16 protein-coding genes are annotated in these 15,836 nt (G+C 59.1%); 3 read left to right on the top strand and 13 right to left on the bottom strand.

Annotated features, from left to right (window positions below; genetic code table 11):
- Window positions 1–14 precede the first annotated feature (14 nt).
- Window positions 15–407 (bottom strand): sterol carrier family protein, encoded by a 393-nt coding sequence (locus KTJ78_RS10200; RefSeq protein ID WP_217135375.1) that lies wholly within the window; start codon window positions 405–407, stop codon window positions 15–17.
- 77 nt (window positions 408–484) lie between these two features.
- Between KTJ78_RS10200 and purD the strand changes: the two genes are divergently transcribed.
- Window positions 485–1,771, top strand: a complete 1,287-nt coding sequence (gene purD, locus KTJ78_RS10205) for a phosphoribosylamine--glycine ligase (RefSeq protein ID WP_217135377.1) — start codon at window positions 485–487, stop codon at window positions 1,769–1,771.
- A gap of 108 nt (window positions 1,772–1,879) precedes the next feature.
- Here the strand turns inward: purD and KTJ78_RS10210 are convergent, their stop codons facing one another.
- Genes KTJ78_RS10210 through KTJ78_RS10225 form a run of 4 tightly spaced genes read right to left on the bottom strand, consistent with a single transcriptional unit; the run spans window position 1,880 to window position 7,118 of the window.
- Complete coding sequence (locus KTJ78_RS10210; protein ID WP_217135379.1) at window positions 1,880–3,145, bottom strand: SRPBCC domain-containing protein; 1,266 nt, start codon at window positions 3,143–3,145, stop codon at window positions 1,880–1,882.
- Between the two features lie 41 nt (window positions 3,146–3,186).
- Entirely contained in the window at window positions 3,187–4,950 is a 1,764-nt protein-coding gene (locus KTJ78_RS10215; protein ID WP_217135381.1) for a proline--tRNA ligase, read from the bottom strand.
- Window positions 4,951–4,992: 42 nt separating this feature from the next.
- Window positions 4,993–5,595 (bottom strand): membrane protein YczE, encoded by a 603-nt coding sequence (yczE, locus tag KTJ78_RS10220; protein WP_217135383.1) that lies wholly within the window; start codon window positions 5,593–5,595, stop codon window positions 4,993–4,995.
- Window positions 5,596–5,630: 35 nt separating this feature from the next.
- Window positions 5,631–7,118, bottom strand: coding sequence for a sensor histidine kinase (locus KTJ78_RS10225; RefSeq protein WP_217135385.1), 1,488 nt, complete (start codon window positions 7,116–7,118; stop codon window positions 5,631–5,633).
- A 157-nt stretch (window positions 7,119–7,275) separates the two neighbouring features.
- Between KTJ78_RS10225 and KTJ78_RS10230 the strand changes: the two genes are divergently transcribed.
- Complete coding sequence (locus KTJ78_RS10230; protein ID WP_217135387.1) at window positions 7,276–7,725, top strand: Rv3235 family protein; 450 nt, start codon at window positions 7,276–7,278, stop codon at window positions 7,723–7,725.
- Between the two features lie 74 nt (window positions 7,726–7,799).
- On the opposite strand, the gene rlmB is transcribed toward KTJ78_RS10230, so the two are convergent.
- From rlmB to KTJ78_RS10245, 3 genes are read right to left on the bottom strand one after another with little or no spacing between them, the layout of a single operon-like run.
- Window positions 7,800–8,798, bottom strand: coding sequence for a 23S rRNA (guanosine(2251)-2'-O)-methyltransferase RlmB (rlmB, locus tag KTJ78_RS10235; protein WP_217135389.1), 999 nt, complete (start codon window positions 8,796–8,798; stop codon window positions 7,800–7,802).
- Complete coding sequence (cysS, locus tag KTJ78_RS10240) at window positions 8,795–10,249, bottom strand: cysteine--tRNA ligase (RefSeq protein WP_217135391.1); 1,455 nt, start codon at window positions 10,247–10,249, stop codon at window positions 8,795–8,797. Before cysS ends, rlmB begins: the two co-directional genes overlap by 4 nt.
- An 11-nt stretch (window positions 10,250–10,260) precedes the next feature.
- A complete protein-coding gene (locus tag KTJ78_RS10245; RefSeq protein ID WP_217135393.1) occupies window positions 10,261–10,788 on the bottom strand; it encodes a CarD family transcriptional regulator in 528 nt (175 codons plus the stop codon).
- 151 nt (window positions 10,789–10,939) lie between these two features.
- On the opposite strand from KTJ78_RS10245, the gene KTJ78_RS10250 reads away from it, so the two are divergent.
- Complete coding sequence (locus tag KTJ78_RS10250; RefSeq protein WP_217135395.1) at window positions 10,940–11,395, top strand: DNA modification methylase; 456 nt, start codon at window positions 10,940–10,942, stop codon at window positions 11,393–11,395.
- Window positions 11,396–11,484: 89 nt separating this feature from the next.
- On the opposite strand, the gene KTJ78_RS10255 is transcribed toward KTJ78_RS10250, so the two are convergent.
- From KTJ78_RS10255 to KTJ78_RS13630, 5 genes are all read right to left on the bottom strand, one after another.
- On the bottom strand, window positions 11,485–12,414 hold the full coding sequence (locus KTJ78_RS10255; RefSeq protein ID WP_217135397.1) for a lytic transglycosylase domain-containing protein: 930 nt from the start codon (window positions 12,412–12,414) through the stop codon (window positions 11,485–11,487).
- 1 nt (window position 12,415) lies between these two features.
- Complete coding sequence (locus tag KTJ78_RS10260; RefSeq protein ID WP_217135399.1) at window positions 12,416–14,197, bottom strand: hypothetical protein; 1,782 nt, start codon at window positions 14,195–14,197, stop codon at window positions 12,416–12,418.
- A gap of 29 nt (window positions 14,198–14,226) precedes the next feature.
- The gene (locus KTJ78_RS10265) at window positions 14,227–14,673 is read right to left on the bottom strand and encodes a hypothetical protein (RefSeq protein ID WP_217135401.1); all 447 of its coding nucleotides are present in this window, start codon (window positions 14,671–14,673) and stop codon (window positions 14,227–14,229) included.
- Window positions 14,670–15,404 (bottom strand): biliverdin-producing heme oxygenase, encoded by a 735-nt coding sequence (locus KTJ78_RS10270; RefSeq protein ID WP_217135403.1) that lies wholly within the window; start codon window positions 15,402–15,404, stop codon window positions 14,670–14,672. The genes KTJ78_RS10265 and KTJ78_RS10270 overlap by 4 nt, the downstream gene beginning before the upstream one ends.
- Window positions 15,405–15,560: 156 nt before the next feature.
- A partial coding sequence (locus tag KTJ78_RS13630; RefSeq protein ID WP_254259598.1) for an LAVTG motif-containing sortase-dependent surface protein occupies window positions 15,561–15,836 on the bottom strand: 276 nt, incomplete at its 5' end.

A 15,836-nucleotide genomic window follows, 5' to 3' on the forward strand; every position in this document is an offset into this window, starting at 1 on the left:
CCGACCGTGCAGCCTTAGGCAGCACCGTTACCGGTTAACCCCGTGAGCGGCAACTGGTCGGAGAGGTCAGCACGAGTACCCGAGGCGGTCGCCCGGTGCTCGGCTAGCGCCTGTTGCCAACTCATCTGGCCGAGTGCGAGCGCGATCCACGTTTCTGCGTCGCACTCGATCACGTTGGGTGGCGTGCCTCTGGTGTGCCGGGGGCCCTCAACGCACTGGGCCGCACCAAAAGGCGGAACCCTCACCTCAAGCGTGTTGCCGGGAAAGCGCTCGGTGAGCTCTTCGAGCAAGAACCGCACGGCGGTTGCGAGCACCGGACGTGCTACCTGCTGGCCAGTCTCGATCGCCTGTTGCGCCTCACGCACTGCCCCCACGCCATCGGCCGTGCGGATTCTTCTCTTTGCCATGTCCCTATTGTGCCGCCTCATCGCTGGGCGTGTGCGGCAGAGCCAAGAATGTCACCGCAACCGGCTATTCTTAAAGCGTGAAGATTTTGGTTTTGGGTTCAGGTGCTCGCGAGCACGCAATTGTTGATTCTCTTCTGCGCGAAGAAGCGGGCCACGAGGTATGGTGTGCACCCGGCAACGCGGGAATGCCGTGTGAACGCATTCTCGGTGTCGACGTCGCCGACCCGGCTGCCGTCACCGAGCTCGCAACCGAGCGAGGCGCAGAGCTCGTCGTGGTCGGCCCCGAGGCTCCCCTCGTGGCTGGTGTCGCCGACCCGCTTCGTGCGGCAGGCATTCCTGTCTTTGGTCCGAGTAAAGCAGCGGCGCAGCTCGAAGGCTCAAAGGCTTTTGCGAAGCGCATCATGGCCGAAGCTGGGGTTCCGACCGGCCGTGCTTCATATGTGGCCTCGCGCGACGAAGCAACCGAGGTACTTGCCGAGTACGGTGCCCCATACGTCATCAAGGCCGACGGCCTCGCCGCGGGCAAAGGTGTGCTCGTGACCGAAGACCTCGAGGCCGCGCTCGACCATATCGCGACCTGGGCTCCTCATGGCGAGGTGCTCGTCGAAGAGTTCCTCTCGGGCCCTGAGGTTTCACTCTTCTTCTTTGCTGACGGCCACAACGTGCTGCCGCTCACGCCAGCGCAAGACTTCAAGCGTATTTTCGACAACGACGAGGGCCCGAATACGGGCGGTATGGGCTCGTACTCTCCCCTGCCCTGGCTCGAGGCCGATGCCGTTCAGCGCATCACCGATTTGGTCGCCCTCCCCACCGTACGCCAGCTCGAGAAAGAGGGCACTCCCTTCATCGGGCTGCTCTACTGTGGCCTCATTCTTACCGACCAAGGCATTAAGGTCATTGAGTTCAATGCCCGCTTCGGTGACCCCGAGACACAGGTCGTTCTACCGCGCATGACCTCAGCGCTCAGCACCTTCTTACTCGCGTCGGCAGAGGGCCGCCTCGACCAGCTCCCAGCCCCTACCTTTTCTGATGATGCCGCCGTGTGTGTTGTGCTCGCGAGCGAGGGGTACCCAGGCGAGGTCGCGACGGGTCGCCCCATCACGGGCATCAACGATGCTGAGGCGCTCGATGCCCGCGTGCGCGTCATTCACGCTGCAACCGAGCTTCCGAATGGCGCTTCAACAGAGCCAGTCAAACAACCCGAGACGCTCATTGCCACGGGCGGCCGTGTGCTGAGCGTCGTCGCCCTCGCCGAGTCGCTCGCGACGGCCCGTGGCCTCGCGCACGATGCTCTCGCGCTCATCGCCCTTGAAGGTTCACAACACCGTACTGACATTGCGGCTCGAGCCGCTGCGAGCGAGTAGCAGCGTCACACAGCACTTCGCGCAACAGCAAAGGGAGCGGCTCACGAATGATGCGAGCCGCTCCCTTTGCTCTGTCAATGGCGATGGTGCACGCCATTGCTTTAGTCATTATTCGCCGCGAAGCAGCCGTTCCCACTCTGAGGTTTCGTCGACATCGACGGGCTCTTCGACCCCGAGGTCGGCGGTAATCTGAATGCCTCCGGTCTCGGTGAACGGAGCCCCGACCTCGGGCAACAGGATCGCGTCGGCGGGGTCAAAGGTTTCACCCTCGATAACCTCGTCTTCAACGATCTCAATGATGCTTTGGTCGCCTGTGAGCACTGACTCAAAGCTCTGCTCAACCTCGCCACCTTCGGTGGGTGCAGTTTCAGCTTCTGGAGCTTCGCGCTGAGCGCTGTCATCGCTTTCATCAGCTGGAGTCGTTTCAGCAGGCTCGTCATCGGCAGCCTCGTCATCGGCAGCCTCGTCAACCTCAGCATCACCTTCGTCGAGCTCGTCGATCACAGCGGTCGGGTTTGCATCTTCGTCAACAAGTTCGATGACGGTCGTTTCCTGCACGTCTTCATCGATCTGCTCGAGCACGGTGGTCTCGTTGAGCGCAGCCTCGTCGAACTGAACCTCGATGGTGTCGTCGTCGCCCTCGTCGGGTTCGTCGGTTTCATCAGCTTCATCGGTTTCATCAGCTTCATCGATTTCATGAGTTTCTGACAGCTGCTCATCGGTTTCAGCGTCGGCGTCAGCCTCTTCGTCGCTGGTGCGATCTTCGCCAGTATCAGCATCTTCAGCGCTATCGATCGTTTCAGCCAAGGCATCATCGAGGTCACCGGCAGGCTCGGCATCAGCTGAACTCTGGTCAAGATCAACGTCAGCTTCAGCATTGTCACTGGTTGTTTCGGCGAAGTCTGAGCCATCGGCGAGATCTGCGTCTGAGCCATCGGCGAGGCCTGCAAAACCAGCAGCGGCAGCTTCAGGGTCTTCGGCATTCAGCGCGAGCGCGTCGAGCGTCTGCTCCCAGTGCGAGGTCTCGGCGTGTACTCGACGAGAAGCGTCAGCGAGTGTGGCGAAGCCTGATTCGATCACAGTTACCCGTGTCTGGTCGAAGTCTTCGTCTTCGGGGCGCAGCATCACGACGACAGTGCGTGCGCTCTCTGCCCCCTCTTCGGCCCAACGAAACCCGAGCGTGAGGCCATCGACAAGCACGTCAACCGTACCGTGTTGGCCACGCGCATCAATGACAGTCCCGCCAATCTCGAGCTCTATGTCGGTTTCGGGCCACCAGGCCGAACGCGCTGTTGCGTCGCTCAGCATTGCCCAAACCGTCTCTTGCGGTGCGTTTACGGTGCGTCGTACTACGACCGGTCCAAGATCAGACATATGCCCTCCAGTGCATCAAACGTTCGAAAGCAGTGTATCGCTTACTGACGCACCCAATCGATGACGCGATCGAGTGCTACCTTTTCTTTCGTGCCGGCATGTCGGTTCCATACCTCGGCAAACCCTTCAGCGGCGTCGCGCCCCACAACCACGACCTTCGGCATACCGAGCAGCTCGGCATCGCCAAACTTCACACCTGGTGAAACCTTGGGGCGATCGTCGAAGAGTACTTCAACCCCAGCCTCGGTGAGTTCGGCAGCAAGCGCCTCAGCCCGTTCAAAAATGAGCGGTTCTTTACCCGTGGCCACGAGATGCACGTCAAACGGTGCGATTGCCTCTGGCCACATCAGCCCACGATCATCGTGGTTGAGGTCGGCCAGTACCGCAAGAATACGGGTGACGCCGATACCGTACGAACCCATGGTGACCGTTTGCAGCTTGCCGTTTTCATCGAGCACCTTGAGCCCGAGGGCCTCGGCGTATTTGCGACCAAGCTGGAACACGTGGCCAATCTCCATGCCGCGAGCCGTCTCAATGGGGCCAGAGCCGTCGGGAGCGGGATCGCCCGTGCGCACGTTCGCGACGTCGGCTACGCCGTCGGCCCCAAAGTCTCGGCCCATCACGAGGTGCGCGACGTGCTTCTCGTGCTCGTTAGCACCGGTGATCCATGCGGTTCCCTCAACGACCCTGGGGTCGAGAAGGTATCGAATACCGGTCGTGCCTTCGAGACCGAGCACTGGTGCACCCTTGGCACCGGGCCCGATGTACCCTTTCGAAAGGAGCGGGTGACGTTCGAAGTCAGCTTCGGTCGCTGGCTCAACCTCGCAGTTCGGGAAGGCAACCTCAACGCGCTTCATATCGGCATCACGGTCACCCGGAATACCGATAACAACGATCTCGCGCTCGCCCTCAGGGTTCGTCACCGCGAGCACGACGTTCTTGAGCGTGTCTGAGGCTTCCCAGGGGCGATCGGCGCGCGGCAAAACCGCGTTCGTGTGCGCCACGAGGGTCTCAATCGTGGGGGTGTTCGGCGAATCGAAGACGAGAGCCTCTGGCTGGCCTTCAATCGGGAGTGCCGCAGGTACTTGCGTTTGGTATGCCTCGACGTTGGCCACATAACCACCGGCCGAACGCACGAAGGTATCTTCACCAATCTCGATTGGCAGCAAGAACTCTTCACTCTTCGAGCCGCCCATAGCGCCGGCATCGGCCTTCACAATCACGTACTCAAGGCCAAGGCGCGAGAAGATGCGCTCGTATGCGGCACGCTGCTTCTGGTAGCTCTCTTCGAGCCCCTCATCAGTGATGTCGAACGAGTAGGCATCTTTCATCGTAAATTCACGACCGCGAAGCAGGCCGGCTCGGGGCCGTGCCTCGTCACGGTATTTATCTTGAATCTGGAAGATTGACAGTGGCAAGTCTTTGTACGAACTGACGATATCGCTCACGAGCAACGTAAACATCTCTTCGTGAGTGGGGCCGAGCAGGTAGTCAGCACCGTGTCGGTCCTGAAGGCGGAAAAGGTCTTCACCATACTCGTCCCAGCGGTTGGTCTTCTCATACGGTTCACGCGGCAGGATGCCAGGAAAGTGAACCTCGTGGGCGCCCGCGGCGGCCATCTCTTCGCGCACGATGCGCTCGATATTGGCCTTGACGCGCAGCCCAAGCGGCAACCACGCGAACACGCCTGGAGCCTGGCGACGAATGTAGCCAGCCCGAACGAGCAGTTTGTGGCTCGCTACCTCGGCGTCAGAGGGGTCTTCGCGGAGTGTTTTGAAAAAGTAATGAGATAGACGTGTCAGCACAGTATCTATGGTAGATGATCTTTGCACTCACCGCGTACTTACTCACTGTTCATTTTCGCGCCTTGCGATCTCGTCGAGAATGCGTTGGCGCAAATCAAACCACCGCATAGCGGGGGCAGCGAGTGGCCCGATGAGTAAGGCAAAGGCCAGCGTGCCAACCCCGACGTTACCGCCCAGCATCCAGCCAATAAGCAGAACGCTCACCTCGATTCCGGTGCGAACCGCCCAAACTGGCCACCCCGTGATGCGATGAACACCGGTCATGATGCCGTCGCGGGGCCCGGGGCCAAACTGCGCCCCAATGTACAGGCCGCTCCCAAGCGCAACAAGGCTTAGCCCTAGCGCAAAGAGCAATGATCGCAGGAGCAGGTTCTCTGGGCTTGGAACGAGCCAGATCACCAGTTGCGCAACGGGACCCAGCATGAGGACGTTCAGCAGCGTGCCGATGCCCGGCTTCTCTCGCAGCGGGATCCACAAGAGCAGCACCGCGACGCCGACGAGCACGGTGATCACACCGAACTCGAGACCCGTCACGTTCACGAGGCCCGTCGCAAGCACGTCCCACGGCGAGACCCCGACCGATGCTTGAACCATGCAGCCCATGCCAATGCCAAAGAGCGTGAGTCCCGCGAGAAGCTGAGGCAATCGCCGCCAAAAGAGTGGCGGACCTTGGGGCCGGGTCACTTCTGGTTGATCCAGTGAAGCGGTACATCGATGGTGACCTGGGTACCGCCCTCAGCGTTATTTTCCCAAGTAATCGATCCGCCGAGTTCTCCCTCAATCAGCGTGCGTACGATCTGAGTACCGAGCCCGTCGCCCACGGTGCCGCCGGGGAGCCCCGTTCCCGTGTCGCTCACGACCACGTTAATCGAGTGCTCGTCGCGGTGCCCGATAACCGAAACGCTTCCTTCGATACCACGCAAGCCGTGTTCGACAGCATTCGTGACAACCTCGGTGAGCGCAAGCGCAAATGGCGTCGCGTACTCACTCGGAAGCGTGCCAAAGTTTCCCTCTTTGTGTAAGTGCACGACAGTTCCGTGAAGACTTGCAACCTCAGTTGCGAGCGAGAGCACTCTGTCAAGCACATCGTCGAAGGCGACGTCCTGTGAGAGACCCGTCGAGAGTGTATCGTGCACCACCGCAATTGCAGCGACGCGACGCATAGCCTGGCTCAACGCATCTTTCGCGTCTTCGCTCTCAGCTCGCCGAGCCTGCACGCGCAGAAGCGAGGCGACGGTTTGTAGGTTGTTCTTGACGCGGTGGTGAATCTCACGAATCGTCGCATCTTTGGTGATGAGCATCTGCTCTTGCTGTTTAATGTCGGTGATGTCACGCGAGAGCACGATGCCGCCCGTGCGCTTACCGTCACGCAACACAGGAATCGAACGTAACGTGATGGTGCGACCCTTCACCTCGATGTCTGAACGCTTATAGACCTTGGCCTGGGCGATGAGCGGAATCGACTCGTCGGTGTCAAACTGTCCCCGAACGAGGTCGGCGAGAACCGCTGCGAAATTCTGCCCCTCAAGCTCGTCACGAAAGCCAACCGAGTTGAAGGTCGTTTGTGAGTTCGGGCTCGCGAACGTGATCACGCCTTCAACGTCAACTTTAATAAGCCCGTCACTCGCCCGAGGAGCCCCCTGCCTCCGTGCATAGGTGCTCTTAGAGTTGGGCAGGGTCCCGTCTTGCACCATGCGGCACAGGTCGTCGGCACATTCTTTAAAAGCCAGTATTTGCCTCGAGGCGCTGAACTCGACAGCGTGACTCGTGTGAACGGTCATCACGGCGAAGGGAGCCGAGAGAGCGCCAGAATCGGGCAGTGTGCGACGCACCGAGTACGCAGTGAGCCCCATGGGGTTTTCTTCATACCAGGCTGGGGTGAGCGAGACTGAAGGTTCACCGGTCTCTACCGCTTCGTCGAAAACTTCACGCCAGTCTTCGCGTACGTAGTCTCCGATGATGTCACGATAAAAAAGCGTTATCGTGCTCGAAGCACGCGAGTGTGCAACCGCAAGCCAGTCACCTTCGCCGGTCGGCGCCCACAAGACAATGTCGCCGAAGGCGAGATCAGCAAGAAGCGGCACGTCGGCCATCAAAAGATCTAACCAGTCGATCTCTTCTGGGCTGAGGGTCGAATACTTCGTCGCAAGTTCTTTAAGCGTAGACACATCTGTAGTGTATTCCACTCGAGATGGCCGCGTGTTCCTCTCCACGGTGATGGCGCGCACGCCTACAGCAGCAAATCTGCTTGACGCTCTTCAGTATGGCTTGCTTAGTGTTACGGGTAAGCCAGGACTAGAGGGGGAACTCGAGAAAGGACACCCTATGGTCAATGCCAGCCGCAAGCTTCAAGGAGCAACCGAAAACCCACCAGTACCATCGCTCACCCATGCGAGCATGAGCAAGGAGGGTGCTCACACTGCTCAACAAGAGAGTCAGCAAACTCCCTCAACGCTCACCATTCGCACATTGGCACTCAACGCGGTAGAAGCTGTTCATGGAATACGGCCCCTTGAGCAGCTTTCCAGATACGTGACCGGTGAGGTCTTTGAGCGGCTCCTCTTGCAGCGGTCACTGCGGCGTGACCGCAAGGCGGTCTATCGAGATGAACGACGCATCGTGCCGCTGCCAGGCCGAATCGTAAGCTCAATGCCACACCCCGGCAAGATTCATGCTGCCGTCGTTATGCACACCGGGGAAAGGAGTTTCGCGGTTGTTCTGAGACTTGAAAAGATCGAATCTCGATGGCGCGCAACTGAACTCGCAATTCTCTAGAAGCGAGCAGAGACAAAAACCGTGCCGAGCGTTATAGCCCGGCACGGTTTGCTCTTGTGAAACGACAGCCGAGTTTAAGCGTCGGCCTCGGTTGCTTGCGCCGCACGAAGCTTTGACACCTCGTAGAGCGCAACACTCGTCGCAATGCCTGCGTTCAACGATTCAGTTGCGCTCGAGATGGGAATCGAAACGATCGCATCGCACTGCTCAGTGACGAGGCGCGAGAGGCCCGATCCTTCTGACCCAACAACCACGAGCAACGGCCTGTCAGCAAGCGCCAATCCTGGAAGCATCGTATCGCCCCCACCATCAAGGCCGATGACGAAGACACCTTGCTTCTTGAGTGCTTTGATCGTGCTTGTGAGGTTTGATGCCATCGCGACCGGCAGCCTTGCGGCAGCACCGGCCGATGTCTTCCACGCCGAAGCATTCATTCCTACTGATCGGCGCTGAGGCACAATGACGCCGTGCCCGCCAAAAGCGGCCACCGAACGCACGATCGCTCCAAGGTTACGCGGGTCGGTGACACCGTCCAGAGCAACCAACAGTGGGGTTTCGCCCGCGTCAAAAGCATCTTCAAGCAGATCTTCGGGGTGAGCATACTCGTACGGAGGAACCTTGAGGAGCACACCCTGGTGCACGGTATCGCGAACGGTCATGCGGTCCATCTCTTGGCGCATGATCTCAAGAATAGGAATCTGCCGGCCAGTCGCAATGCCGATGATCTCTCGCATGCGATCGTCCATCTCAGAACGCGCGGCAACATACAGCGTCGTACCGGGCACCTTCGTACGCAGCGCTTCAAGCACCGCGTTACGGCCGGTCACGTATTCGCTGTCGTTCGGCGTGTTTCGGGCACGCTGCTGTGGCGCACCGCGATGCTTTGCCTGGGCAGCTTCGTAACGCTCGCGCGCCGCCTTAGCCTTGCCTTTTGGGTGATAAGGCCGGTCTTCGGCCTTCGGGGTCGGGCCGCGACCTTCTAAAGCTTGGCGCCCTTGACCGCCACTCCCGACGGCTTTACCGCGGCTCTTTTTTCGCACGGCTCCTGGCCGGTTTGCTTTACTCTGACTCATTTCACGTTCCACCTTGTACCGTTTGCGTGATCTTCGAGCGCGATACCTGCGTTGAGCAGTTGATCGCGGATCGCGTCACTCGTACCAAAATCTTTCTTTGCGCGCGCCTCAAGCCGCTCTGCAAGCAGAGCCTCAACGAGATGCTCGAGTGCCTTCTCACTCTCAGCGCTACCCCCAGCCTGCGCGGTTTGCCACTCAGCGGCATAGGGATTCAGCCCCAGCACATCGAGCATGGCAATCACGCTCTCGGCCCGGTCAACAGCCGCGGCTGCGTCACCGGCATCGAGAAGGGCATTGCCCTCGCGAACCGTGCTGTGCACAACGCCGAGGGCTTCGGGCACACTGAAGTCGTCATTCATCGCCGTCACGAAGGCTTCTGCGAGCTCAACCTCGGGCGCATGTCGCACCTCGTTACCGGCGTCTTCGACCCGCTGCACGAACGACTCGATTCGTGAGAATGCTGCGTCGGCCTCGGTCAGGCTCTCACCGCTAAAGTCGAGCACCGACCGGTAATGCGCTGAAGAGAGGAAGTAGCGCAGGACGATCGGTCGCCCTTCGGCAATGAGATCATGGGCGAAGAGTGAGTTACCGAGCGACTTCGACATTTTCTGCCCGCCAGTATTGACGAGGCCGTTGTGCACCCAGTGCCGAGCAAACGCATCGCCGGCAGCCGTCGACTGAGCGAGTTCATTCTCGTGGTGCGGGAAGCGCAGGTCAAGACCACCGCCGTGAATGTCGAATTCGCTCCCCAGGTAACGTTTAGCCATAGCAGAGCACTCGATATGCCAGCCAGGTCGGCCCCTGCCCCACGGTGATGGCCACGAGGCCGAAACCGGCTCGTGCTCACGGTGTGCTTTCCACAGCGCGAAGTCACGCGGGTCTCGCTTGCCCACAGGTTCGCTATCAGCCGCGTCTTCCATCTGGTCTACCGACTGATGCGTGAGCGCGCCATACGCTGGCCAGCTGCGCGTATCGAAGTACACGCTCGCCGAGCCATCGGCAGCGGGATAGGCGTGCCCTCGCTCGATGAGGTGTTCAATGAGCGCGATCATCTCGCTCACATTCGCAGTAGCACGGGGTTCGTAGGTGGGAGGCTTCACGCCAATCGCAGCATAGGCGCTCGAAAAACTCAGCTCTACTCGGTAGGCAAGCGCCCACCATTCCTCGGGGTTGCCCTCAGCCTGAGCAACCCGTGCACCCTCGAGAATCTTGTCATCGATGTCGGTGACGTTTCGCACGAGGGTAACGCGGTTACCGCAGGCCTCAAACCAGCGACGAATGATGTCATATGAGAGCGCGCTCCTGAGGTGACCAATGTGGGGCGCAGATTGCACGGTGGGCCCGCAAACGTACATGGCCACTTCACCCTCACGCAGAGGGGTGAAGTGAACCACGGCTTGCTGTTGAGAGTCGTAAAGTCGTTGCACGCTCCTAGCGTAGCGTGTCGCCATGAAAGAAGAACTTACGAAGCAAGCACGTCGTCAAGAATTTCTGACGCTTTTTCTTCGTTCGTTTCTTTCGCGAGCGCAAGCTCTGACACGAGAATCTGGCGCGCCTTCGAGAGCAGGCTCTTCTCACCGGTCGAGAGGCCACGATCTTGATCGCGGCGCCAGAGATCACGAACAACCTCTGAAATCTTCATCACATCGCCCGAAGCAAGCTTTTCGGTGTTTGCCTTGTACCGGCGTGACCAGTTCGAGTGCTCTTCGGTGAAGGGGGCGCGCAGCACATTGAAAACCTCTTCAACATCGTCAAGGTCAATGACATCGCGAACACCAACGAGTTCGCAGCTCTCGGCTGGAAGCTCAATGGTCAGATCATTCTTGTGAATCTTGTTCTGCACAACTTCACCCAAGGGAGACTTGCTCTCGTGAACCTTGAGCTTGAGGAAGATTTTCTCTTCCCCTTTAATTTTGCGCTTCTTCACCTCGAGGATCGTGGCGGCTCCGTGGTGGGGGTAAACTACGGTTTCACCAGGCTCGTATCGCATCGAGTAGACTCCTTCTGTAGGCGTGAACACCCTATTCTACCACAGGATTATGCGAATTACCCGGCCTGCCGTTCGCGCGAATGCCGCACTCATGGATAAGATGGTCTCGTACTGTGCCTTATCAGCACATAATCAGACTTCTAGAGGAGTTATGTTGAAGACTCGCATCGCACCGGCTCTTGCACTCGCAGCTGCAGTCGCACTGGGTACTACCGGTTGTGGCTTCATGGTTCCGCAGGCAACCACATTCGAGTACGCCCCCAGTGATGGTATTGACATCGATCTTCCCAGCGCGAACGTACGCAACTTCCTCGTTGTCGCGGGTGAAGACAGCGCAAACATCGTGTTCACCGGCGTCAACAATGGCGATGCCGCGACTCGCGTAACGGTGCGCCTCGTGGATGGCAACGAGCAGGTTTCTGACGAGACCTTCTCGCTCGAGCCCGGCAGCACCCCCTTCGGTGTTGAGACCCCCGAGATCATCGAGGTTTCACTCAAGGCTGGCTCAATGGTCACCGCGTTCGTTGAGAACGACGGCACCGAAATCGAGCGCCAGGTGCCCGTCGTTGACGGCACCCTCGACGAGTACTCAAGCCTCGTCCCCTAAGCCTTCATCGCCCGCGACACCGCGAGCTTGAAAGTGTTCAGCCCCGGCTGCCATCACGGCACCGGGGCTGAATGCTGTATGCACAGCCGTCACCCAAAGGCACCGTAATATTCGGCGATATCGGCGACATCGTTGTTATAAGCGACGCTCGGGTTGTAGGCCTGCACCGCCCTAATCCAGTTCTCAGCAGTGGTGAGATCGCCTCCCTCTGCGCACAAAAGTGTCGCGGCGCTCAATGCGGCATCGTCGATCTGATCAATGTCTGGCTCGGCCGATCCACCCGCAGAGCGTCCATAGACCGCCCAGGTCTGCGGAATAAATTGCATCGGCCCGACCGCACGATCCCACACGGCGTCACCGTCGATGAGCCCGCTATCGGTGTCTGGAATTGCCTGGTAAACCTCTCCGTCGAGAGCGACGCCCACGATTCGAGGGAGGGCACGCCCGTCGCTTGCGAGCGAAGCGCCGTGAATCGTGCCGTGGCCCGACTCGACCTGGCCGATCGCAGCGAGTGTGTTCCACCCGAGCCCGCACCCGGGCTGTTCGTCACGGAGTACCAACGCGGCTGTTGCATAGGCTTTGAGTGCCCGTTCTGGAACACCACTTTCTTTCGACACCTGTGCCACCCAGAGCGGATCAGCCTGAATGACGCGCTCGCTCGATTCGTTTTCAGCGGCGGATCGTTGCCCTTCCCCCTCCCCGAGCTTTGCAGCCGCATCGTTCGCTTGAGGCTGGGAGCTCGAGATATCGGGGGTCGGTTCTGGATGCGCCTCGGCGGCTGGGTTCGAAAGGGTTTCGGTTTCGCCCGCTTTCGCGCTCAGCTGTCCCGCCCAGATGAGGGTGAGACCCAGAATCGCTGCGGTGATGAGCGAGACGATCGTGACGAAAATGACTTTCCTTTGCGGCGCTGGCGTTCGTTCAAATTCGTCAAGCTGTAGCGCGTTCTCGTGAAACAGCAGACCCAAATCTTCTGTCTCGTTCATCCGCTGCGGCTCCTCACGAAGCATGATTCGATTCATCTCAGCGTGCGTCGCGGCGGCGTACAAACATCAGCAATCCCGCAATAACCGCTGTCGCAGCAGCCAGAGCTGTCGAAACTTGCGGGGTTCCACCGGTTTCGCTGAGCTCGTGAGCACCGGGGGTGCCGGTCGATGACGCTGCATCCGGGCGGGACTTCGCGAGGTTTTCGGAGTTCGGCGCTTCAGCTACCGGATTTTCAGTACCGGGAGTTCCTACACCCGGGGTTTCGGGGCCTGTCTCCCCATCAACCGGGGCTTCCTCCTCCGGTTCAACCGCGCCGGGAGTCTCACCGTCAGGAGTTTCCCCCTCGGGAGCTTCTTCTTCGGGGTCTTCACCCTCACTCTCTTCACCATCAGGGCCCTCGCCACCAGGTTCCTCGGCACCGGGCTCTTCACCCTCACCACCTTCACCGTCAGGGTCCTCGCCGCCAGGCTCCTCTTCACCGGGCTCTTCGCCTCCCGGGATTTCGCCACCCGGGTTCTCTACTCCGGGTTCTTCGCCGCCCGGCGTCTCGCTGCCGGGATCCGCATCATCATCACCGTCGCCTTCTTCAGCAAGGGCAGTCTCGACGAACGAGAAGCGTATCGGGTGCGGAACCTTTGAACTATCGGTTGCGATACTGCTCTCGGCGAAGAAGAGTGAGACACCAGGGTTTAAGAGCGCAACGAACTCATTAGGAAACGATGCGTCAAAAGCATGGGCCCAGGTTCCAGCCCCATTTGACTGGCCTTGCCAGTTGAGTTCTGCTGTAGCAGAGGTCATCCCTCCCGCGTCAGTCGCGAGTTTCGCCCCGTTGAACGTCGCAATCGTCACCCGGGTGGGCTCATATTGTTGAGATATTCCGATGTGATAGAACCCAGAAAACTCGGCGGTAATGTACCCGTCACCGACGGCATTAATGTGCATTGCCGGGTCAGTAAAGTTCCACTGGTTGCCGCTGCCTGAGGTGAGCCTCGCGGTGCCAGTGAAAGTAATGATTCGGTTTCCTGCCTCATCGCTCTCGCCCACCCCATCATGAAAGATGAAAGGACGCCAATAGTAGCGTTGCAGTTCTTCGTCACTCGAACCGGGCGCGAAGTCAGGCAAAGAAACGTTGCCTTCAATCACCTCGCGGTGAAAACCAACCCGAAAGTTAGAGAACCAGATATTGCCGATGGTCCATTCAAGCGAGGCCTCGCCGATGCCAGCGGCGGGCTCTCCGTTGAGCTCAATATCGTCGACCACACGCGTCGTGTCAACCACGCGATATGTTTGTGCAGCACTGTGTGTTGCAATGTAGCCCGTTTCGGAGTCTGGGGTATACCGAGCAACCACCTCGTGGGCTCCGCCCCTACCCCAGCGATCAGTCGATATTGTCACGGTTTGTTTTGGGGCATCCGCATCCAGAACGACCGGTGCACTCCCGAGCAGCGTCGCGCCTGAAAAGAGCTCAACCGTACCTTGAAGCGCTTCTGTCATTTCGCCTCTAGGGAGGGTAAACGCTTCGACGGTAACCTCAATATCCTGCGATTCACCGAGGAGATACATGGCATGAGTTCCGGTTTTCGGGTAGGCGACAGCGAGCTTCACCTCGAAGTTGCCCTGCTCATCTCCCGACAACACCGAACCCTTCGTCTCTTGGCTTTGCATTGCGTGCGTCAAAGCCTCGCCGCTTACCCCGAACGCCGTCGCGGGCGCAAGAACAAGCGCCCCTGCGAGTGCGCAGGTCATGCCCAATTGGGCAAGCCCAACAAATGAAGTCTGTGAACGTGTCGAGCGAACCTTGTTCTTCTGAGAACGCATGGTGCTACTGCCTTTCGCTGAATATCGGGCTACGACGCTGGTACATCAGTGACCGTGAGGGTAATTTCATCAGTGGTATCGTCTTTGCTCTGGAAGATCACGGTCGATTCCCCTTCAGCAATAGCGGTGAGACGCACGACCGTCACGTCAGGACTCGTCTCTTCGTGCTCGATCTCAACGACTGTTTTGTCGCTATTGAAGACCTCCCATTCTTCACGTGGAAGCGGCACAAGCACAGCAATGTCTTGCCCCACTTCGAGGTCACTTTCAACAGCCGCGAGCTCGCCCACAACACCGTCAACGACCGCTGCGCTCGGGGCCGGCGTTTCAGAGCTCTCTTGCATTTCAGTAGCTCCGCAACCGACGGTGAACACGAGTCCTGCGCAGACAAGCAGGACTGACGCGGCACGGCGCACCCCGAGTGGTGGCTGAACACGCTCTCCAGGACGAAGAACGTTATGCGTCGTGTACTTCATGCTTTGTACTCCGCAAAACGCTCTTCCAGATCTCGACCCGCCTCATTATTGAGTTGATAAGCGAGCGCTACTTCTTCGACAATCGCATCCTGATCCTGCGCAGAGAACGACATCGTATCGAGCAACGAACGGTACCGGTCTTTCCACGCTCGAGGGTCATCAATCGCTGGAAAATCATAAAATGTGGTGCCCTCACTGCCAGCCATGTCATAACTTCTGCGAAACATTTTGGCGATCATGAGCCCGCCTGAAAGATCAGCAAGGTACCGCGTATAGTGATGAGCCACAAAGTGCGGGTACGAGCTTCCGGCTACCCCGTTCAGTCGATCGACATACCGCTTAATACCAGGTGTTGTGTACCGCGTACGCACCTCGTTCTCCCAGCCTTCACCCATCCAGTACTGCGCATCGTTGCGCAGCGATTCAAGGCGGTGAAGCTCAGGCATCCACAAGACAAAGTCCTCTCCTAAGCGCTCACGGTGTGCTGCGGTTGCTCCTTCGAGCGCCTCGTACATCAGGAAATGCTGTGCCACCTGCGCTGCAATACCTGCCCTGTTGAGGCCACCGCGCAGGTAAGCAGTACTGTACTGGGGTTCTGCGGCCTCGGCTTCTGCCGAAGAGCCCCAGCCATCGCCCCGGCCGTGCCCGCTCAGTGACACCTCTCGAAGCCTCTCGGCAAGGCTCATCGCCTCAGTTTCTACGCTCCGATTCGTCTGTACAGTTTCAGTCATCGTCGTGTCTTCTTTCATGAATGATTGAGAGAAGCTTTCGCTTCAGCACTCCTCAAGAGCCTTCGGGTGCCCTGACGGTTACGCATCAGGACACCCGAAGGCGGTGGGCACGAGGCAGGAGGAGGAGCGCCCCGCACCAGTGTTTCCTTTGGGCTGTTACTCGGCTGAGTGGCCCTGACGACGACGTACCACCATGAGTACGCCACCGGCAAGCAGCAGCAGAAGAGCTGCACTGCTTACGGCTATGACAGGTAGCGAACTACCCGTGTTCGCGAGATCGCCCGCTGGCTTCTGCACGCCAGGCGCTTTCGTGCCGGGCTTGTCGGTGCCGGGCTCCTCAGTACCAGGCTTGTCGGTACCAGGCTCCTCAGTACCAGGCTCCTCAGTACCAGGCTCCTCAGTACCAGGCTCCTCAGTACCAGGCTCCTCAGT

This window comes from Leucobacter chinensis, from assembly GCF_019049105.1.
Lineage (GTDB): Bacteria > Actinomycetota > Actinomycetes > Actinomycetales > Microbacteriaceae > Leucobacter_A > Leucobacter_A chinensis.

What these genes read in the sequence shown, in the direction of transcription:
- KTJ78_RS10270 (WP_217135403.1), bottom strand. Translation starts at nt 15,404, where the DNA reads ATGACTGAAACTGTACAGACGAATCGGAGCGTAGAAACTGAGGCGATG.
- KTJ78_RS10255 (WP_217135397.1), bottom strand. Translation starts at nt 12,414, where the DNA reads ATGAATCGAATCATGCTTCGTGAGGAGCCGCAGCGGATGAACGAGACA.
- KTJ78_RS10265 (WP_217135401.1), bottom strand. Translation starts at nt 14,673, where the DNA reads ATGAAGTACACGACGCATAACGTTCTTCGTCCTGGAGAGCGTGTTCAG.
- rlmB (WP_217135389.1), bottom strand. Translation starts at nt 8,798, where the DNA reads ATGAGTCAGAGTAAAGCAAACCGGCCAGGAGCCGTGCGAAAAAAGAGC.
- KTJ78_RS10230 (WP_217135387.1), top strand. Translation starts at nt 7,276, where the DNA reads ATGGTCAATGCCAGCCGCAAGCTTCAAGGAGCAACCGAAAACCCACCA.
- KTJ78_RS10210 (WP_217135379.1), bottom strand. Translation starts at nt 3,145, where the DNA reads ATGTCTGATCTTGGACCGGTCGTAGTACGACGCACCGTAAACGCACCG.
- cysS (WP_217135391.1), bottom strand. Translation starts at nt 10,249, where the DNA reads ATGGCGACACGCTACGCTAGGAGCGTGCAACGACTTTACGACTCTCAA.
- KTJ78_RS10245 (WP_217135393.1), bottom strand. Translation starts at nt 10,788, where the DNA reads ATGCGATACGAGCCTGGTGAAACCGTAGTTTACCCCCACCACGGAGCC.
- KTJ78_RS10260 (WP_217135399.1), bottom strand. Translation starts at nt 14,197, where the DNA reads ATGCGTTCTCAGAAGAACAAGGTTCGCTCGACACGTTCACAGACTTCA.
- KTJ78_RS10250 (WP_217135395.1), top strand. Translation starts at nt 10,940, where the DNA reads ATGTTGAAGACTCGCATCGCACCGGCTCTTGCACTCGCAGCTGCAGTC.
- KTJ78_RS10200 (WP_217135375.1), bottom strand. Translation starts at nt 407, where the DNA reads ATGGCAAAGAGAAGAATCCGCACGGCCGATGGCGTGGGGGCAGTGCGT.